At 74.8% G+C, this 21,334-nt stretch carries 6 protein-coding genes; 2 read left to right on the top strand and 4 right to left on the bottom strand.

The window, feature by feature from the left end; genetic code table 11:
• The 4 genes from ACWCYO_RS01050 to ACWCYO_RS01065 form a co-directional block, all read right to left on the bottom strand.
• Positions 1 to 13,589 (bottom strand): amino acid adenylation domain-containing protein (locus ACWCYO_RS01050; protein WP_449782939.1); only part of this gene is annotated, 13,589 nt, incomplete at its 3' end.
• A 107-nt stretch (positions 13,590 to 13,696) separates the two neighbouring features.
• Positions 13,697 to 15,955, bottom strand: coding sequence for an ATP-binding cassette domain-containing protein (locus ACWCYO_RS01055; RefSeq protein WP_449782940.1), 2,259 nt, complete (start codon positions 15,953 to 15,955; stop codon positions 13,697 to 13,699).
• Between the two features lie 232 nt (positions 15,956 to 16,187).
• Positions 16,188 to 16,562: a DUF5132 domain-containing protein gene (locus tag ACWCYO_RS01060; RefSeq protein ID WP_270140406.1), complete on the bottom strand. Its 375-nt coding sequence runs from the start codon at positions 16,560 to 16,562 to the stop codon at positions 16,188 to 16,190.
• 301 nt (positions 16,563 to 16,863) lie between these two features.
• Complete coding sequence (locus ACWCYO_RS01065) at positions 16,864 to 18,552, bottom strand: DUF885 domain-containing protein (protein WP_449782941.1); 1,689 nt, start codon at positions 18,550 to 18,552, stop codon at positions 16,864 to 16,866.
• A 211-nt stretch (positions 18,553 to 18,763) separates the two neighbouring features.
• On the opposite strand from ACWCYO_RS01065, the gene ACWCYO_RS01070 reads away from it, so the two are divergent.
• Together ACWCYO_RS01070 and ACWCYO_RS01075 are read left to right on the top strand one after the other, a co-directional pair.
• On the top strand, positions 18,764 to 20,347 hold the full coding sequence (locus tag ACWCYO_RS01070) for an ABC transporter substrate-binding protein (protein WP_449782942.1): 1,584 nt from the start codon (positions 18,764 to 18,766) through the stop codon (positions 20,345 to 20,347).
• Positions 20,344 to 21,333 (top strand): ABC transporter permease, encoded by a 990-nt coding sequence (locus ACWCYO_RS01075; RefSeq protein WP_449782943.1) that lies wholly within the window; start codon positions 20,344 to 20,346, stop codon positions 21,331 to 21,333. The genes ACWCYO_RS01070 and ACWCYO_RS01075 overlap by 4 nt, the downstream gene beginning before the upstream one ends.
• Position 21,334: the final 1 nt, after the last annotated feature.

Below are 21,334 nucleotides of genomic sequence, written 5' to 3' on the forward strand. Positions count from 1 at the left end.
GGATCGCCACTGGTGTCGGTGCGCAGCACCAGCGTGTTCACGAAGAACCCGACCAGCTCGTCCAGCGCCTCGTCAGTACGGCCGGCGATCGGGCTGCCGATCGGGATGTCCGTCCCCGCACCCAGCCGGGTGTAAAGCGCCGCCAACGCCGCCTGCAGCACCATGAACAGACTCGCCCCCGAGCGCCGCGCCAACTCCGCCAGGGCGGCGTGCAGTTCGGGGCCCAGCTCCAGGCCGAGGTGGTCCCCGTGCCAGCCGGCGACGGCCGGGCGCGGGCGGTCGACGGGCAGCTGGAGCAGCTCCGGCAGGTCGGACAGCTGCCGCTGCCAGTAGTCGAGCTGCTCGGCGAAGCGGCTCTGCGGGTCGGCGGCGTCGCCGAGCAGCTCGCGCTGCCACAGCGTGTAGTCGGCGTACTGCACCGGCAGGGCCGGCCGGCTCGCCGCCCGGCCCTCGCAGCGGGCGGCGTACGCCTCGGCCAGGTCGCGGGCCAGCGGACCGGTGGACCAGCCGTCACCGGCGATGTGGTGCATCACCAGCAGCAGCACGTGCTCGTCCGGTGCGAGCGCGAACAGCTCGGCCCGCAGCGGGGGTTCCGCGGCCAGGTCGAACGGCTGCCGGGCGAACTCGGCGAGCCGCTCGGGCAGTTCACTCGAGGACACCTCGGTCAGCCGCGCCCGGGGTCGGGCCTCGGCCGGGTCCAGCACGCGCTGGCACGGGACGCCGTCGGCCTCGGGGAAGACCGTGCGCAGGCTCTCGTGCCGGGCCACCACGTCGGCCAGCGCCTCGTCGAGTGCCGCCCGGTCGAGCGTTCCGGTCAGCTGGAGCGCCAGCGGGATGTGGTAAGTGGCGGCGCTGCCGTCCATTCGGTGCAGGAACCAGAGCCGGCGCTGGGCGAAGGAGAGCGGCACCGCCTCCGGCCGCTCGTGCGCGGTCAGCGCCGGGCGGGCGCGGGCCGCCCCGGCCAGTGCCTCGACCAGGCCCGCCACGGTGGGCGCCTGGAACAGCGCGCGCAGTCCCAGCTCCACGCCGAGCACCGAGCGCACCCGCGCGGTCAGCCGGGTGGCGAGCAGGGAGTGCCCGCCCAGGTCGAAGAAGTCGTCGTCGACCCCGACCTGCGGTACGCCGAGCACCTCGGCGAACAGCCCACACAGGATCTGCTCCTGCGGGGTGCGCGGCGCCCGGCTCGTCGCCGTGGCCACTGCCTCGGGCGCGGGCAGGGCGGCGCGGTCCAGCTTGCCGTTGGGCGTCAGCGGCAGCGCGTCCAGCAGCACGAACGCGGACGGCACCAGGTAGTCCGGCAGCCGCTCGCGCAGGTAGGCCGCCAGTGCCGCCGTGGTGGCCGGCTGCTGCGCCGAGGGCACCACGTACGCGACGATCCTGGTCTCGCCCCGGTCCTCGCGGGCGAGCACGGCCACCTGGGCGACGCCCGGGTGGGCGGTCAGCTCGGCCTCGATCTCGCCCGGCTCGATCCGGAACCCGCGGACCTTCACCTGGTGGTCGACCCGGCCGGCGAACTCCAGCTCGCCGTCGGCCCGCCAGCGCACCAGGTCCCCGGTGCGGTACATCCGCGCTCCCGCCGGGCCGTACGGGTCGGCGACGAAGCGCCCGGCGGTGAGCCCGGGCCGGTTCAGGTAGCCGCGGGCGAGGCCCGCCCCGGCCAGGTACAGCTCCCCCAGCACCCCGGGGGCGACCGGCCGAAGCGCCGGATCCAGCACGTACACCCGGCAGTTGTCGATCGGGCGGCCGATCGGCACCGGCAGCGGGCAGTCGGCGGGGTCGGCCGGCAACGGGTAGGCGGTGATCACATGGGTCTCGGCGGGCCCGTAGTGGTTGTGCAGCACCCGGCCAGGTCGGCCGGCCTGCAAGCGGCGCACCGCCGTGCCCAGGCGCATCGCCTCACCGGCCTGGGCGACCAGCCGGAGGGCCGGCAGCTCCAGCCCGGCCTCCTCGGCGGCCTCGGCCAGCGCCTCGATCACCAGGTTGGGTGCGAACAGCTCGGCCACCTGGTGCCGGTCCAGCCAGTGTGCGAACAGCTCGGCGCTGCGGCGCTGCTCCTCGGTCGGCACCACCAGGGTCTTGCCGTACAGCAGCGCCGAGAGCACCTCCTGCACCGAGACGTCGAAGCTGATCGCGGTGAACTGCGCGGTGCGCGTGCCGGGTTCGCCGCCGACGGCCCGGTGGTGCCAGGCCAGCAGGTTCAGCAGTCCGGCGGCGGGCATCACCACGGCCTTGGGGCGGCCGGTGGAGCCCGAGGTGTAGATGACGTAGGCCGGGTGACGCGCGTCCACGACGACGGCCGGATCGTGGTCCGGCTGCTCGTCGGACGGCGTGACGGCCGCGGGGTCGTCCAGCACCACGGCCGGCCGGGCGTCCTCCAGCATGTACGCGATGCGGGCCGCCGGGTAGTCCGGGTCGACCGGCAGATACGCCGCGCCGGTCTTCAGCACCGCGAGGACGGCGACCACCAGCTCGGCCGAGCGCGGCAGCCGCAGCGCGACGACCCGCTCCGGCCCGACCCCGCGCGCGATCAGCGCGTGCGCCAGGCGGTTGGCCCGGCGGTTCAGCTCGCGGTAGGTCAGGGCGGTGTCCTCGAACAGCACCGCCGGGGCCTCCGGGGTCGCCCGGACCTGCGCCTCGAACAGGGCCGCCAGGCCCTCCGACGAGACCGGACGCGCGGTGTCGTTGCGGGCGACCAGCAGCTCGTGCCGCTCCTCGGCGGTCAGCACGTCGATCCGGCTCAGCGGCCGGTCCGGCTCGGCGACCACCGCGGCCAGCAGCCCCAGCCACCGGGCGACCAGTGCCTCCACCGTGGTTTGGTCGAACAGGTCGGTGCTGTATTCGACCCGCCCGATGATGCCCTCGGCCGGCCCGCCGGTGCCGCCACGCTCCAGCAGGTGGAAGCCGAGGTCGAACATCGCGGTGGGCGTGCGGAACAGGAGGATCTCGGAGCGGAGACCGTCCAGCGCGAACTCGGTGCGCGGCACGTTCTGCAGCGCCAGCAGCACCTGGAACAGCGGTTGCCGGGAGAGCGACCGGGAGGGGTTGAGGGCCTCGACGACCTGCTCGAACGGCAGGTCCTGGTGGGCGTACGCGCCGAGCGCCCCCTCCCGGACCCGGAGCAGCAGCTCGGCGAAGCTCGGGTCGCCGCTGGTGTCCGTCCGGAGCACCAGGGTGTTGACGAAGAAGCCGACCAGGTCGTCCAGCGCCTGGTCGGTACGGCCGGCGATCAGGCTGCCGACCGGGATGTCCGTGCCCGCGCCGAGCTTGTCCAGCAGTGCGGCCAGCCCGGCCTGGAGCACCATGTAGACGCTGGCCCCGTGCTCCCGGCCCAGCCGCACCAGGGCGCCGTGCAGTTCCGCGTCCAGCTCGATCGCCAGGTGCCCGCCCCGGTACGAGGTGGTCGCCGGGCGGGGCCGGTCGGCGGGCAGCCGGATCTGCTCGGGCAGGCCGGCCAGCCGCTCCGTCCAGTAGGCCGTCTGCCGGGCGAACGGGCTCGCGGGGTCGTCGCGGTCGCCGAGCAGCCGGTCGTGCCACAGGGTGTAGTCGGCGTACTGCACCGGCAGCGGCGCCCACCGCGGTTCCTCGCCCCGGCGGCGCGCCGCGTAGGCGGTGGCCAGGTCGGCGGCCAGCGGGCCCAGCGACCAGCCGTCACCGGCGATGTGGTGCATCACCAGGAGCAGCACGTGCTCGTCCGCCGAGAGCTCGAACACCTCGGCGCGCAGCGGCGGTTCGACCGCGAGGTCGAAGCCGCGCGCGGCGGCCCCGGCCAGCAGCTCCGGGAGGGCCGTCTCGTCCGCCGGGGTGACCGTCAGCCCCGGACGCGCCGCTCCGACGGCCAGCACCCGCTGGTACGGCGTGCCGTCCGCGGCCGGGAAGACCGTGCGCAGGGTTTCGTGCCGGTCGGCGAGGTCGCCGAGTGCCGCTTCCAGGGCCGCCAGGTCCAGCGGTCCCGAGAGCCGCCAGGCGAGCGGCATGTTGTAGACCGAGGCGGCGCCCTCCAGCTGGCGCAGGAACCACAGCCTGCGCTGGGCGGAGGACAGCGGCACCAGCTCGGGCCGCTCCGCCCGCTCCAGGGCAGGCCGCGCCCGGTCCGCCCCGCCCAGCCCGGCGGCCAGCCCGGCCACGGTCGGGTTGCGGAACAGGGTGTGCAGCGCCAGCTCCACGCCCAGGGTGGTCCGGACCCGGGCCACCAGCCGGGTGGCGAGCAGGGAGTGCCCGCCCAGGTCGAAGAAGTCGTCGTCGACGCCGACCTGCGGCAGGCCGAGGACCTCGGCGAACAGCCCGCACAGGATCTGCTCCTGCGGGGTGTGCGCTGCCCGGCCGACCGGCGTCGTGCTGGAGCCGGGCTCGGGCAGGGCGCGCCGGTCGAGCTTGCCGCTGGTGTTCAGCGGCAGGGCGTCGAGGGCGACGTACGCGGTCGGCACCATGTAGTCCGGCAGCCGCTCGCGCAGGTGCGCCCGCAGCTCCTCCGGCCGGGGCTCCGCCCCGGTGGCGGCCACCAGGTAGGCGACCAGGCGCGGGTCCTCCGCCCGGTCCTGCCGGACGATCACGGCGGCCCGCGCGACCTGCGGGTGTTCCGCCAGTGCCGCCTCGATCTCGCCGAGTTCGATCCGGAATCCCCGGAGCTTGACCTGGTCGTCGGTGCGGCCGAGGAACTCCAGGTTCCCGGCCGGGTTCCACCGCACCAGGTCACCGGTGCGGTACATCCGCGAGCCCCTCGGCCCGAACGGGTCCGCCACGAACCGCCCGGCCGTCAGCCCCGGCCGGTTCAGGTAGCCGCGTGCGAGGCCCGCGCCGGCGATGTACAGCTCACCGGGCACACCGGCCGGCACCGGCTGCAGGGCGGCGTCGAGCACGTGCAGGCGGACACCGCCGAGCGGCCGGCCGATCACCGGGCGCTCACTCGACTCCAGCGGTGCGAAGACCGACTCCACCGTGCACTCGGTCGGCCCGTAGTAGTTCAGGGAGGTCACACCGTCGGCCGCCCGCAACCGCTCCCACAGCTGCTCGGGAACGCTCTCCCCGCCCAGCGCGAGCAACAGCGGACGCCACTGCGGATGGTCCAGCAGACCATGCGCGACGAGGACTTGAACGTACGACGGGGTGGCACCGAGGATGTCCAGCCCGACCCGCGCGGCGTGGTCGAGGTAGGCGTTCGGGTCGGTCCAGGTCGCCTCGTCCAGGACGTGCAGCTCGTGGCCCGCGTACAGGCACGACATCTGGTCGCAGGAGGCGTCGAACGACACGGACGTGGTCATCCCCACCCGCAGCCGCTGCTTCGTCCCCTGGGGGAACATCAGCGCTCGCTGCTCGGCGAACAGGTTGGACAGGCCGCCGTGCGTCGCCACCACGCCCTTGGGCTTGCCGGTGGAACCGGAGGTGTAGATGACGTACGCCGGGTGGTCCGGATCGACGGCCACCGCGGGGTCCGTCGCCGGACAACCCGCCACCAGGGCGGCCGTCTGCGGCTCGTCGAGTACCAGCCACCCGGCGGAACCGGTCTCCGGCAGCCGGCCCCGGGTGCGGGCGTCGGTCAGCACCAGGACGGGCCGGGCGTCGTCCAGCATGTACCCGATCCGCGCGGCCGGGTACTCCGGATCGACCGGGAGGTAGGCGGCACCGGACTTCAGCACCGCGAGGATCGCCACCACCAGCTCCGCCGAGCGCGGCAGCGCCACCGCCACCAGCCGCTCCGGCCCGGCACCCCGCGCGATCAGGGCGTGCGCCAGCCGGTTCGTCCGCGCGTCCAGCTCCGCGTACGTCAGCGTGGCTTCCGGCCCCACCACCGCGACGGCGTCCGGGGTCGCCCGCACCTGGGCCCGGAACAGCTCCGGCAGGCCGGCGGTGAAGGCCTGGGCCGCCGGGCCGGTGCCGAGCGCCGTCAGCTCGCCGCGCTCCTCGGCGGTGAGCAGGCCGAACCGGCTGAGCCGCCGTCGCGGGTCGGCGACCGCGGCGCGGAGCAGCCGCTCCCACCGCCCGAGCATCGTCTCGACGGTGGCCGGGTCGTACAGGTCGCTGGTGTACTCGACGGACCCGTCGAGCCCTTCCGGGGAGCCGTCCTCGGCGAGCCGCTCGGACAGGGTGAAGATCAGGTCGAGCTTGGCGGTGGTCGACGCCGACGGCACCTCGTCCACGTGCAGCCCGGGCGGCGCGAAGTCGGCCCGGGGCGCGTTCTGCAGCACCAGCATGATCTGGAACAGCGGGTGGTGCGCCAGCGACCGGGACGGGTTCAGGAGCTCGACCAGGTACTCGAACGGAAGGTCCTGGTTGGCGTACCCGGCCAGCGCGGTGTCCCGCACCCGGCCCAGCAGCTCGGCGAAGGTCGGATCGCCCGAGGTGTCGGTGCGGAACACCAGGGTGTTGACGAAGTAGCCGACCAGCTCGTCCTGCGCCTGGTCGGTCCGGCCCGCGACCGGGCTGCCGACCGGGATGTCGTCGCCCGCGCCGAGCTTGCTCAGCAGCGCCGCCAGCCCCGCCTGGAGCACCATGAACAGGCTGGTCCCGTGCGCGCGGGCGAGCTCGCGCAGTCCGTGGTGCAGCTCGGCGTCCAACCGGGCGCGCACGGAACCGCCCCGGTGCGAGGCGACCGCCGGGCGGGGCCGGTCGGTGGGCAGCTGGATCCGCTCCGGCAGACCGGCCAGCTGCCGGGCCCAGTAGGCCGCCTGGCCGGCGAACAGGCTGTCCGGGTCGGTGGAGTCGCCGAGCAGTTCGTGCTGCCAGAGGGTGTAGTCGGCGTACTGGACCGGCAGCTCCTCCCACCGCGGCTCCTCGCCGCGGCAGCGCGCCGCGTAGGCGGCGGTCAGGCCCTGCGCGAGCGGACCCAGCGACCAGCCGTCACCCGCGATGTGGTGGAGTACCAGCTGGAACACGTGCTCGTCCGGTGCCAGCTCGAACAGCTCGATCCGCAGCGGCACGTCGACCGCCAGGTCGAACCGACGCGCCTTCGCCTCCGCCAGGGCGGCCGGCAGCTCGGCCTCGGTGGTCCGGCGGACGAGCAGTTGCGGGCGGGCCGCCACGACGTCCAGCACCCGCTGGTACGGAGTGCCGTCCACCGCCGGGAAGACCGTGCGCAGGCTCTCGTGCCGGGCCACCACGTCCGCCACGGCGGCCTCCAGGGCCCGCCGGTCCAGTTCCCCGGACAGCCGCCAGGCCAGGGCGATGTGGTAGTTCCCGCTGGCGCCCTCCAGCTGGTGCAGGAACCACAGCCGCCGCTGCGCGAACGACAGCGGGATCCGCGCGGGGCGCTCGCGCCGGGCCAGGGCGGCCTGCGCCGGCCCGGCCGCCACCAGGGCGGCGGCCAGGCCGGCCGGGGTCGGCGCCTCGAACAGGGTGCGCAGCGGCATCTCCACGCCGAGGGTCGCGCGGATCCGGGCGGCCAGACGGGTGGCCAGCAGCGAGTGGCCGCCGAGGTCGAAGAAGCCGTCCTCGACGCCGGCCGAGGCCACGCCCAGGACCTCGGCGAACAGTTCGCAGAGGACCTGCTCCTGCGGGGTGCGCGGCGCGCGGCCGGTGGCGGCCGGGGTGAGCTCCGGCTCGGGCAGGGCCCGGCGGTCCAGCTTGCCGTTGGTGGTCAGCGGCAGCGCGTCCAGCACCACGAAGGCCGAGGGCACCATGTACTCCGGCAGCCGCTCGGCCAGGTGGCCGCGCAGTTCGGCCGGGCGCGGCGCGGCGCCCGCGGCGGGCACCAGGTAGGCGACCAGCCGGGTGTCGTCGGCCCGGTCCTGGCGGGCCAGGACGGCCGTCTGGGCGACGGCCGGGTGAGCGGCCAGTGCCGCCTCGATCTCGCCGAGCTCGATCCGGAAGCCGCGGACCTTCACCTGCTGGTCGGCCCGGCCGACGTAGCGCAGGCTGCCGTCGGCGGCCCGGCGCACCACGTCGCCGCTGCGGTACATCCGCGATCCCGGCGGTCCGAACGGGTCCGCGACGAAGCGGCCCGCCGTCAGGCCCGGCCGGTTCAGGTAGCCGCGCGCCAGTCCGGGGCCCGCGACGTACAGCTCGCCCGCGACGCCGGGGGCGACCGGGCGCAGGCCGTCGTCGAGGACGTACGTCCGCAGGTCCGGGAGGGCGGTGCCGATCTGCCCGGCGGCGGTGCCGGACGCACCGAGCGCCGCGTGGGTGACGTGCACCGTGGTCTCGGTGATGCCGTACATGTTGACCAGTCGCGGCGCGTCCTCCGGGTGCCACTGGTACCAGTCGGCCAGCCGGGCGTGCTCCAGCGCCTCACCGCCGAACACCACGGTGCGCAGGGCGAGTTCACGGCCGGTCGACGGCGCCTCGGCGTCCGCCTGGATCAGCTGGTAGAAGGCGGAGGGCGTCTGGTTGAGGACGGTCACCCGTTCGCGGGCGAGGAGTTCCAGGAAGCGGCCGGGCGAGCGGCTGGTCTCGTGGTCGACGACCACCAGGCGGCCGCCGTGCAGCAGCGGGCCCCACAGCTCCCACACGGAGAAGTCGAAGGCGTAGGAGTGGAAGAGCGTCCAGACGTCCTCGGCGGTGAAGCCGAACAGCTCCTCGGTGGTCCGGAACAGCCGCACCACGTTGCGGTGCGGGACCACGACGCCCTTGGGGTCGCCGGTGGAGCCGGAGGTGTGGATGACGTAGGCGGCGTGGCCGGGATCGACGGTGACCGCCGGGTCCGTGTCCGGCAGCCCGTCCAGGTCGGCGGTGTCCAGCAGCAGCCGGTCCACGCCCTCCGCGCCCGGCAGCTCGCCGGTCCCGCTGGTGGTCACCAGCAACGCGGGTCGGCCGTCCCGGAGCAGGTAGGCGATCCGGGCCGCCGGGTACCGCGGGTCCACCGGGAGGTAGGCGCCGCCCGCCTTGAGCACGGCGAGCACCGCCACGACCTGCTCCGCCGAGCGCGGCAGCGCCAGCGCCACCAGCTGCTCCGGGCCCACCCCCCGGGCGATCAGGGCGTGCGCCAGCCGATTGGCGCGCGCGTTCAACTCGCCGTAGGTCAAGGTGACTTCGCGGTCCGTGAGGGCGACAGCCGTCGGAGTCTCCCGCACCTGCCGCTCGAACAGCCCGGTCAGGCCGCTCTCCTCCCGGTCCTCGGCCCGGTCGGTCCGCGCCGGGAGCAGCGCGCGGAGCTCCTCGGCGGACAGCACGTCGATCCGGCCGATCCGCCGGCCGGGGTCGGCGACGACGGCGCGCAGCAGCCGCAGCCACCGCTCGACGATGCCGGTCACGGTGGCCGCGTCGAACAGGTCGGTGCTGTACTCCACCACGCCCGACAGGCCGTCCCCGCCGGGCTGTTCGGCCAGGATGAAGGTCAGGTCGCACTTGGCCGTCCCGGTGTGGACCAGGTCGGCCACCACCCGCAGCCCCGGCAGGTCGAAGGTGCCGAGCGGCGCGTTCTGCAGGGCGAGCATGGTCTGGAACAGCGGGTGGTGGGCCAGCGTCCGGGTCGGGTTGAGCACCTCCACCAGGTGCTCGAACGGCACGTCCTGGTGCGCGTACGCGGCGAGCGCGTCGGCGCGCACCCGGGCGAGCAGTTCGGTGAACGACGGGTCGCCGGCGAGATCGGTGCGCAGCACCAGGGTGTTGACGAAGAAGCCGACCAGCTCGTCCGCGGCCTCGTCGGTGCGTCCGGCGATCGGGGTGCCGATCGGGACGTCGGTGCCGGCGCCGAGCTTGCCCAGCAGGGCGGCCAGTGCGGCCTGGAGCACCATGAACAGGCTGGCGCCGCCGTCGCGGGCCAGGGCGCGCAGGCCCTGGTGCAGCTCGGCGTCGATCCGCACCGGCAGGTGGGCGCCCCGGTAGGACGTCGCGGCCGGCCGGGGCCGGTCGAAGGGCAGCTCGATCTGCTCCGGCAGACCCGCCAACTTCTGTCGCCAATAGGCGAGTTGGCTGCTCAGCAGGCTGTCCGGGTCGGAGCCGTCGCCGAGCAGCTCGCGCTGCCAGAGGGCGTAGTCGGCGTACTGGACGGGCAGCGGCGACCACTCGGGCTTCGCGCCCTCGGCGCGGGCCGCGTAGGCGGTCGTCAGGTCCCGCGAGAGCGGCCCCGTCGACCAGCCGTCGCCGGCGATGTGGTGCACCACCAGCAGCAGCACGTGCTCCTCGGCCGCCAGCCGGAACAGTTCGGCGTGCAGCGGCGGTTCCTCGGCCAGGTCGAAGCCGTACCGGGCCGCCTGCGCCAGCCGCTCCGGCAGCTCGGGCTCGTCGAGTTCGGTCACCCGCAGTCGCGGCCGGGCCTCGTCGGGGTCCAGCACCCGCTGGCAGGGCACGCCGTCGACCGTGGGGAAGACGGTGCGCAGGCTCTCGTGCCGCTCGACCAGGTCCGCCAGGGCGTCCGCCAGGGCCCGCTGGTCCAGGTGCCCGGACAGCCGCAGGGTCAGCGGGATGTTGTAGGTGGCACTCGGGCCGTCCATCCGGTGCAGGAACCACAGCCGTCGCTGGGCGAACGACAGCGGGACGGTCTGCGGCCGCTCGCGCCGCTCCAGCGCCGGGCGGGCCCGGCCCGCGACGTCCACGGCCGCCGCCAGTCCGGCCACCGTCGGCGCGTCGAACAGGTCGCCGAGCCGCAGCTCCACGCCGAGGATCGAGCGGGCCCGGGCGACCAGCCGGGTCGCCAGCAGGGAGTGCCCGCCGAGGTCGAAGAAGCTGTCGTCCAGCCCGGGTTCGGCCACCCCGAGCACCTCGGCGAACAGCCCGGCGAGCAGGTGCTCGGTCGCGGTGCGCGGGGCGCGGCCCGGAGCGGCGGGCTGCCGCTCGGGCGCCGGGAGGGCCTGCCGGTCGAGCTTGCCGTTCGGGGTCAGCGGCAGCGCGTCCAGCAGCACGTACGCGGCCGGCACCATGTGCCGGGGCAGGTGGTCCCGCAGGTGGTCGCGCAGGGCGGTCCCGGTCACGGTGGCGCCGGGCGCGGGCACCGCGTAGGCGACCAGCCGGGGCTCCGGCTCGGTGCGCACCAGCACGGCGGCCCGGGCGACCTGCGGGTGCTCGGTGAGGACGGCCTCGATCTCGCCGAGTTCGACGCGGAAGCCGCGGATCTTGACCTGGTCGTCCGTGCGGCCGAGGAACTCCAGGTTGCCGGACGCGTCCCAGCGCACCAGGTCGCCGGTGCGGTACATCCGCGAACCGCTCGGCCCGAACGGGTCCGCGACGAACCGCCCGGCGCTCAGCCCCGGCCGGTTCGGGTAGCCGCGGGCCAGCCCCGCGCCCGCGATGTACAGCTCGCCCGCCGCACCGGCCGGCAGCGGCCGCAGGGCGCCGTCGAGCACGTACAGCCGGGCGTTGGTGGCGGGCCGGCCGATCACCGGGTGGGGGCTCGAGCCCACGGACGCGATCACCGGGTTGACGGTGCACTCGGACGGCCCGTAGAGGTTGAGGCAGGTCACCCCGTCCACTGCCCGCAGCCGCTCCCACAGCTGTTCCGGAACGGCCTCGCCGCCCGCCGCGACCAGCGCCGGGCGCCACTCCTGGTCCCCCAGCAGTCCGTGGGCCACCAGGTCGTGCAGGTAGGAGGGGGTGGCCTCGACGTAGTCCAGTCCGCAGCGCCGGGCGTAGCCGACGAAGGCCTCCGGGTCGGTCCAGGTCGCGTGGTCCAGGACGTGCAGTTCGTGGCCCGCGAACAGGGCGAGCAGCTGGTTCCAGGAGGCGTCGAAGGACACCGAGGTGGTCAGGGCCACCCGCAGTCGCTGCCGCTCCTCGACCGCCGACGGGAAGCGCAGCCGCCGGAGGTCGGTGAGCAGGTTGAGCAGGCCGCCGTGGGTCGGCGCGACGCCCTTGGGCCGGCCGGTGGAGCCGGAGGTGTGGATGACGTACGCGGGGTGGCGCGGGTCGACGGCCACCATCGGGTCGTCCGCCGGGTGGTCGGCCACCAGGGCGGCGGTCCGCGGGTCGTCCAGCACCAGCCGGTCGACCGGCCCGGGCTCGGGCAGCCGCCCCTCGCCGTGGGAGTCCGTGACCAGCAGGGCCGGCCGGGCGTCGTCGAGCAGGTACGCGATCCGGGCGGCCGGGTACTCGGGGTCGACCGGGACGTACGCCGCGCCGGTCTTCAGCACGGCGAGGATCGCCACCACCAGCTCCGCCGAGCGCGGCAGGGCCACCGCCACCAGCCGCTCCGGGCCCGCTCCCCGGGCGATCAGGGCGTGCGCCAGCCGGTTGGCCCGCGCGTCCAGCTCCGCGTACGTCAGCGAGACCTCGCCGCACACCAGCGCGGTCAGCTCCGGGGTCGCCCGGACGTGTTCCCGGAACAGCTCCGGCAGGCTCGCGGCCGGGGCCGGCGCCACCGGCCCGGCGCCGAGCTCCGCCAGCTCACGGCGCTCCTCGGCGGTGAGCAGTTCGATCCGGCCGACCGGCACGTCCGGGTCGCAGTCCGCGAGGGTGTCCAGCAGGGCGAGCAGCCGCCGCTGGTGGGCGGCGAGGTCGTCCTCGCCGTACGCCTGCGGTGAGCCGTGCAGCCGGAGCAGCGGCGGGTTGCCGTCCCGGTAGTCGAAGACCCAGACCGCGAGGTCGGTGGTCGAGCCGGACACGAAGTGGTGCACGGAGGCGGGGTGCCCGGCGAAGCTCGGCCTGGAGTTGAAGGCCATGATGTTGACGATCAGGGGGAACGCCGTCCCGATGCCGCCGGGGGCGCCGAGGTCGCGCAGCAGGTCCTCGCTGCGGTAGCGCTCGTGCGCGACGGCCGTCTCGACCTCCCGCGCCGCTTGGGCGACGAGTTCGCGCCAGGGCAGGTCCGGCCGCACCGTCAGCCGCAGCGGCACCACGTTGGACATGGTGCCCGGCACGGCCGTCAGGTCCCGGTCGGCGCCGCGGCGGGCGGTGACGGGCAGGGCGAGCACCACCTCCTGGCTGCCGGTCAGCCGGTGGGCGTAGAGCGCCGTCGCCGCGACCACCAGCCGGGACCACCGGACGCCGACCCGGCCCGCCGCCGCCCGCAGGGCGTCCGGGCGGCGCAGTGGCCGCTCCTCGGCCAGCCGGAGGGCGAGGTGCGGGTCGGTCGCGGGGCCGTCGGCGAGCCGGGTCGGGGCCGGCAGGTCGGCGAAGCGCTCGGTCCAGTGGGCGCGGTCGGCGGCGAAGTCGGTGGAGGCGCGGTAGGCGGCGTCGCTGTCGACCAGGTCCCGCAGCGAGCCGAACGGGCACGGCGGGACGGCGCCGCCCCCGACCAGTGCCGAGTACACCTCGCCGACCCGCTGCCGGAGCATGGAGCTGCTGATCGCGTCCAGCACCACGTGGTGGTAGTTCAGGTACCAGAGGTACTCCGTCGGTGACGCCTTGATCAGCGCGTGGCCGAACAGCGGGTCACGGGCGAGGTCCAGCGGGCGCAGCAGGTCCCGCTCCATCCAGGCCACGGCCGCCGCCCGGGGGTCGGCCTCCCCGCTGAGGTCGAGGTGGGCCGGGGCCCAGTCCCAGCTCTCCCGGAGCACCTGGCGCGGGCCCTCCCCGTCGTCGACGAAGGTCACGTGCAGGGCGTCGACCTCGTCGACGACGCGGCGCAGCGCGGTCTCGAAGATCTCCCGGTCCACCGGCCCGTGGATCTCCAGGCACTCGCCGACGCGGTAGCCCGGGATCGGCGTCCGGGAGCGCTGCTCGGCGAGCCAGATCTCGCGCTGGGCCGCGGTCAGGGGAAGGACGTCACCGTCGCGACGGGACATGGGGGTACCTCCGGGAGTGTGGGCAGGCTTGGTGGCAGGACGCACCGGGCCGCGCCGACCGCGGTGTGGTCACGCGGTCGGCCGGCGGGCGGGCGCGGCTCGCTGGGTCAGGCGGCGAGTTCGCCGGCCTGGAGCTGCCAGAGGGACGCGTAGAGTCCGTGCTGGGCGAGCAGTTCGTCGTGGGTGCCCTGTTCGGCGACGACGCCACCCTTGTCCAGGACGTAGATCCGGTCGGCGTGGCGGACCGTGGAGAGCCGGTGGGCGATGACGACCATCGTCCGGTCGGCCGCGAAGAGCCGCAGCGTGCGCTGGATGGCCGCCTCGGTCTCGTTGTCCACGGCGGAGGTGGCCTCGTCGAGGATGACGACCGGCGAGTCCTTGAGGATCGCGCGCGCCAGGGCGATCCGCTGCCGCTGGCCGCCGGAGAGCGCGGCGCCGCGTTCGCCGATCAGGGTGTCGTAGCCGTCCGGCAGCGTGGCGATGAAGGTGTGCGCCTCGGCCATGGTGGCGGCCTGCACGACGGCTTCGTCGGAGGCCTCGAAGCTGCCGTAACGGATGTTGTCGGCGATGCTGCCGTCGAAGAGGAACGGGTCCTGGGCGACGAAGCCGATGGCGTGGCGCAGGTCGTGCCGCCGTAGGTCCCGGACGTCCTGTCCATCGAGCAGCACGCTGCCGGACTCGGCGTCCTGGAAGCGCATCAGCAGTTTGGCGATCGTCGTCTTGCCGGAGCCGGTGGCGCCCACCAGGGCGGTCACCCGCCCGGCCGGGAAGGTGAGCGAGAGGTCCTCCAGGGCCGCCGGCCGGCCGGGGTAGGCGAAGGTGACCCCGTCGAGGACGAGCTCGCCGCGCACCTCGGCGAGGTCGAGCGTCCCGTCGCTGCCGTCGGCCTCGACGGGCAGGGCGCGCAGCCGCTGGACCCGGTCGTAGGAGGAGAGGGTGCGCTGGTACTGGTCGACGATGCCGCCGAGCCGGCTCATCCGCATCAGCAGCATCTGGGGCAGCCCGATCAGCGGGCTGAACACCTCGAAGCGCAGGGTGCCGTTGAGCACCGAACGGCCGCCGATCAGCAGGGTGCCGGCCATCGACGCGGTGGTGCAGGCCCGGACGGTCTCGGCGTGGCGGATGGTGCTCCGGTCGGTCTGCCGAGTGCTCTCCTGGGCCGCCTCGCTCAACTCGTCGATGCGTCCGGCCTCGTGGTCCTCGGTGCAGAAGCTCTTGACGGTCGCACTGGCTTCCAGCGAGTTGATCACCTGGCTGCCCAGCCTGGCCCGGCGCTCGCCGGTGACGGCGTAGTCGGCCGCGGCCCGGTCCTGGTGGCGCAGCGACAGCCAGGCGATGACCGGGATCGGCAGGAAGGCGATCCAGGCGATCTGCGGCGCCAGCAGCAGGAAGGCCGGCACCAGGAGGGCCAGGCTGGTGCCGAGTTGCAGCACGTCGTTGGCCGGGCCGGCGAAGAAGGCGCCGAGCTGGCCGACGTCGTCGGTGAGCGCGCCGGCCACCCGGGTGGTCCGTTCGCCCTCCAGGTGCCCCAGTTCGAGGTGCTGGACGTGCCGGTAGGTGTGGCTGCGCCAGTCGTGCTCGATGTCCTGGCCGAGCCGGCGCCACTGGAGGTTCGAGTGGTAGGAGAGGCCCGCCACGGCGGCGCAGGCGACGGCCACCAGGCCTGCCAGGCCCCAGAGTTGGGCGGACGCAGTGGTCAGGCCGAGGCTGACCAGCGGCGCCGCCTCGCCCTTGATGAGGACCAGTCCGGTCCAGCCGAGGAAGGTGCCGAGCGCCATTTCCGAGACCTGGCAGGAGACCGAGAGCGCGGCCGCCCGGTAGAGGCGGGCCCGGTGCGGTCCGACGATCTCCAGCAGGGGGTGGCGTCCGGCGCCGGGCCCGGCCGCCTCCTGGGCGGCGTCGACGGTTCTGCGCCAGGCCTTGCGGAGGACGGCCGCGGTCGCCGCGGCCACCCCGCCCACCGCGACCAGCTGCCTGCTCAACGCCGAGCCCTTGATCAGCGCGATCCCGGCCGCGACCCCGCCGCCGACGGCGAGCACCGGTCGCACCACCAGGCCGCGGTCGGCCCGCGGGGCCGGTGCGGCACCGGGCCGGCCCGGTGCCGGGCGTCCCGCTCCGGTCGGGTCCTCCGCGACCAGGGTGACGGCCCGGCGGACGATCCGGCCGACGTCCGTGGCGCGCACCCGCGCGTCGTGCCGGACGAGCACCCCGCCGGTGACCGGGTTGGCCCGGGCCTCGGTGATCCCGGGAACGCGGCGCAGCACGGCGGCGAGGAATTCGGCCGTCCGGGGCCGTCCGAGCACCAGCCTGACGTCCCAGCGCTGGCGGCCAGGAATGACCGAGCGCGGGCTCGCGTCCAATTCCACCGAACGGAATCCGGCTGCGGCACCCAGTAGCGATGGCATGTGTACGATCACCTGTTTGCGGAGGTCACGGAGCAACCGTCACGGACACGACGGACTACCGCGACGGAGCGGGAATTTCTGAATGGCGGATCTGTGCGGCCGAACGGCCCTGCGATCGGCCGCCGCCCGGGCGCATTCCGTCGAAATCGATCGGCTTGCGCGCCTGGCGGCGGCCGCGGGTCCTCACGGGCCGTCAGTGCGCCTTTCCGGCGACGGCGCCCGCGCCGGCGCCGGCGGTCGCGCGGATCTTCGGGGTCCTCGCATCCCCCTCGGTGCGGTCGGCGGGCTCGTCCTTGGCGCCGTTCGGGCCGCCGCTGCCGGTGGCGCGCTGGCCGTCACCGGAGCGGCCTCCGGTCTCACCGGCGGCGACCTGAGCGGCCACCATGTCGGCGGCCACCTCCGCCGCGAGGTCGTGGATGTTCTCCCCGGCCTCGTGGGCCGCCTTCTTCACCTCCATCGCGATGCCGACGGACGTCTTGACGACCCCACGCACCAAGGGCTTCAGCAGACGCTTGGCCAGGGGGGCGACGATGAGGCCGACCAGGAAGGGCGGTACTACGGGCGGCATGATGCTCCATCCTCTCTACGCATACGTATGACAGGGAACCCGGGCACTGCGAACACCGGAGCAGGACGCAGCCGGGCGGACGAAAGCATTCCACCTCGGAATCCGGAATTCACCTACCGAACCGAATTCCCGGACACCGGCACGCACCACCCGATCTCGTGGCCACCGTAGTCGAACCATGTCCGCCCGAGCCAAACGGCTTCCGGCGGGTTCACTCATGCGGGTGTTCGTGATCGTCCGGTGTGACCTGAAATCGCCGCACACTCGAACACTTGGTGACGCAATTACCTGATCATCAAACTCAATGGGTGCCGAGTTCCCGCACCACCCGCCGCCGTAGCCCCGGGAACGGCAGCGCCCCGCCCCCCAGCACCGCCTCGTGAAAGGCCCGCACCTCGAAACCGGCGCCCAACTCCGCCTCGGCGTCGGCCCGCAGCCGGCCGAACTCCAGGAAGCCCGCCCGGTAGGAGAGCGCCTGCCCGGGCAGATCCGTCGAGTAGCGCAGCAGGTCCGAGGCGATCTGGCCGTCCGCCTCGGTCGAGTTGGCGCGCATGAAGTCCCGCGCCCGCGCCAGCCCCATCGTCCCGAGGTTGAGCCCGGTGTCGACCACCAGCCGCTGCGCGGTGAACCGCTCCTGGGCGAGGCGCCCGTAGGCGTCCCACGGGTCCTCGTAGAGGCCCGCCTCCCAGCCCAGGCCCGCCGCGTACTCCGCCCAGCCCTCGTTGAACGCGCCGAACTCGGCTACCTCCCGGCGCAGTTGGGGCAGTGTGCGGTTCTCCGCCTGCCGGGCGAGGTGGAAGTGGTGGCCCGGCGCCAGCTCGTGGTAGATCAGCGAGGCCGAGCCGAGCAGCGACCGCCGCTCCAGGTCGGAGCCGTTGTAGCGGTAGCGCCCGACCGGGTCGGCGGCGGTCGGCGCCTCGTAGTACCCGAAGGTCATCCCCGGCTCCAGCGCCGGGTCCAGCCGGGCCAGTCCGTACGGGGCGGCCGGCAGGATGGCGAACCAGCGCGGCAGCACCGGGGCCAGCCGGTCGAGATGGCTCCGGTAGCGGGCCTCGACCTCCGCCGGTGTCCGGGCGTACAGCCGGGGCTCGGTCCGCAGCCGCTCGTGGAACTCGGCCTCGGAGCCGTGGAAGCCCAGCGTCGCGCGCACCTCCCGCATCCGCTCGGCGAGTTCGCGGCACTGTTCGCGGCCGAGTTCGTGCAGCCGCTCGGGCGCGGTGTCGCCCCCGGTGTGGGTCCGGACGAAGTCCCGGTACGCCTCCTCGCCGCCCTCGTACCGTGCCCAGCCGACCTCCTGCGGGGCCGCGAGCAGGTAGGCCGGGTTGTCGAGGACGGCGAGCAGCCGGTCGAAGGCCGGTGTCAACTCGCCTTCCACCAGCCGCCGTACGCCGTCCCGGAGCTGCCCGCGAGCCCTCGGCCCCAGCGCGTCGATCCGGTCCTCGGCCACCTCCACCCGGCGGGGGACGGATTCCCTCAGGCCCGCGAGCGTGGCGCGCGCTCCGGCCAGCGCCGGGGCCGGCACCCGGAAGCCGCGCACCGCCTGCCCCACCACCTTGTCGCAGATCGAGCCGACCACCCCGGCCAGCTCCCGCACCAGCCCCAAGTACCGCTCGGCGTCCGGCGGTTCGGCGAAGCGAAAGGCGCGCAGCACCGCATCGGTGTACAGCGACAGCGGGAACAGCCGATACGGCGTGGCCGCGGGCGTCAGCCAGTAGTGCCGGTACGCGCGCAGCTCCTGTTCGGCCAGTCCGACCAGGAACGCGACGGTGTCGGCGTCGGCGCCGGACGGCTCCGGGCCCCCGAGCACCCGCACCCGGTCCAGCACGCCCCCGGCGAACCGCGCCCGCTCCTCGGCCTCGGCGAGCGAGGCCCCCGGCAAGGTCTCGACCGGGAGCCCCTGGCGGACCCTCGGCATCGGGTCGCGCGCCAGCAGGAACTCCCAGTAGCGGTCCGTCAGTCGGCCGATCTCCCGGCCCGTTTCGTTCGTCATGCGGACCATCCTGGCGACGACCGACCACCGGGCGGCCCGGCCCAGGACGCCCCGGTTGCGACACCCCTCGAACGGGTGAATCATGATCACCCGCCCCGGCCGCCGACGATGGCTCCCGACCAGGCCGCCAGGACGCTCCGGACCGTTCGAACGCGCGTTCCGTACACGTCAGTTGACTCGCCACGGCCAAGACCGGTGGCACCATGACGCCATGCCCCGACGCACCCCGCCGGTCGCCCTGACGGCCGCCCTCACCGCCGCGGCCCTCCCGCTCAGCGGCTGCGGCGGCGTCGCCACCTCCTCGACGACCACCCCCCTGGTGGACCACGGCACCGTCCGGATCGCCGAGTCCAGCGAGACGCCGAGCTTTGACCCGTACTCCGCCTTCGGCGCCAGTCAGGCCCGCTACGCCTACGACTCGCTGGTCGACATCGCACCCGACGGCACCGTGGTCTCCGGCCTCGCCTCCTCCTGGCAGGCCACCACCACCACGGCCACCTTCACCCTCCGCGCGGGCATCACCTGCTCCGACGGCACCCCGCTCACCGCTTCCGCCGTGGCCCGGGCCCTCGACTACGCGGGCGACCCGGCCCACCAGCTGGCCGGCGCCCAGACCGTCCTGCCGAACGTCCCCTTCACCACCAAGGCCGACGACGGCGCCGGCACGGTGTCGGCCACCACCGCCACGCCCTTCCCGTTCCTCACCCGCACCCTCGGCCTGCTGCCGATCGTCTGCCCCGCCGGCCTGGACCGGCCCGAGGCGCTGGACCGCACCACCCAGGGCACCGGCCCGTACGTGCTCACCCGCTACTCCCCCGGCGGGCCCTACGAGTTCACCGTCCGGGCGGGCTACGCCTGGGGCCCGGGCGGGGCGACCACCGCCGCGCCCGGCCTGCCGGACCGGATCGTCCTCTCCGTGGTGGCCCAGGCCTCCACCGCCGCCAACCTGCTGCTCACCGGGGGCGTCGACATCGCGAGCGTGAACGGGCCCGACCGGGCCCGGCTCGCCGGCCACGGCCTGGCCACCGAGGACGTGGCGACGGTGGTCGGGCTGACCTTCTTCAACCAGCGCCCCGGCCGGGCCCTCGCCGATCCGGCGGTGCGCCGCGCCCTGGTGGCCGCGCTCGACCGCCAGGGCCTCGCCAACGTCGCCGTCGGCGGCACCGGCCGGCCCGCCACCGACTTCGGCGCCGAGGGAGCCGTCTGCCACGCCGACCTCGCCGCCGCCAACCTGCCCGCGCAGGACGCCGCCGAGGCCCTGCGCGCCGCCGGCTGGACCCGCACCGGCACCGGCCCGCTCGGCAAGGACGGCCACCGGCTGCGGCTGCGGCTGATCACCAGTCCGGACCTCGGCCCGACCCTGCCGCCCGCCGCCGAGCTGATGGCCCGCACCTGGACGGCGCTCGGCGCGGACGTCGAGCTGGTCACCGAGAGCCTGCCCGCCCTGGTCAACGCCATGTACCAGACCGCCGATTTCGACGTCGTGGTCGGCAGCACCCCCGGCTTCGCCCTGCCGGTCGGCTTCATCCCGTTCTTCTCCGGTCCGACCCCCGCCCGGGGCCTCAACTTCGCGGCCGTCAGCAACCCCGAGTACGACACCCTGGTCGCCCAGGCGCTCCGGGAGCCCGACACCACCGGCTGCGGCACCTGGAACCGGGCCGCCGCCGCACTGCTGCGCTCGGCCGACGCCCTGCCGATCGCCGACGGTTGGAGCACCGTGTACGGCCACCGCACCACCTTCGCCACCACCTTCGGCGGCCAACTCGTCCCCACCAGCATCCGGCTGCACCGATGAACCGGGGGCCCGGCGTGTCGTCCCTCCGCCACGTTGCGCGCCACCCGTGGACGGCCTTCCTGGCCCGCCGCACGGCCCGGCTGGCGGTCTCCCTCGCCGTGGTGCTCACCGCCTCGTTCGCGATGGTCCGGCTCGTCCCCGGCGACCCGGTCCGCGCCGCCCTCGGCGTGGACGCCGCCCCGGCCCTGGTGGCCGCCCGCCGCCACCAACTCGGCCTGGACGCACCCTTCCCGTCCCAGTACCGGCACTACCTCGACGGCCTGCTGCACGGCGACCTCGGCACCTCGCTGGTCACCGGCACGCCGGTCGCGGAACTGGTCCGCACCCGGCTGCCCGCCACCCTGGAGATCGCCGGCCTCGCCTTCCTGGTCACCCTCGCCGTCGCCCTGCCCGGCGGACTGCTCGCCGCCGTCCGCACCCGCGACGGCCGGCACCCGCGCAGCGAGCTGGCGTTCACCGTGGTCACCGCCGGCCTGGCCGGGGTGCCGGACTTCGTCCTGGCCGCCGGGCTCACCGCCCTGCTGGCCGTCGGCCTCCAACTGCTGCCGGTGGCCGGAGCGGCCGGCGCCGAGTCCTTCGTACTGCCGGTCCTGGCCCTCGCCCTCGCGCCGACGGCCGTGCTGGTGCGTATCGTCCGGGTCGAGGCGATGAGGGTGCTGGGCGAGGACTACCTGCGCACCGCCCGGAGCAAGCGGTTGTCCCCCACCCGCCGCTACCTGCGGCACGCGGCGCCCAACATGGCCACCGCCGCGCTCACCGTCGCCGGGAGCCTGCTGCCCGCGCTGATCGCCGGCACCGTACTGGTCGAGAAGGTGTTCGCCTGGCCCGGCATCGGATCGGCGCTGGCCCAGTCCGTGGTGACCCAGGACTACCCGGTGATCCAGGCGATGGTGCTGATCCTGGGCACCACCGTGCTGCTGGCCGGCCTGCTGGTCGACGTGCTGCTGGCGGTGCTGGACCCCCGTTCGACGATCCGGGAGAGCTGAG

The organism is Kitasatospora sp. NPDC001683 (genome assembly GCF_053596495.1).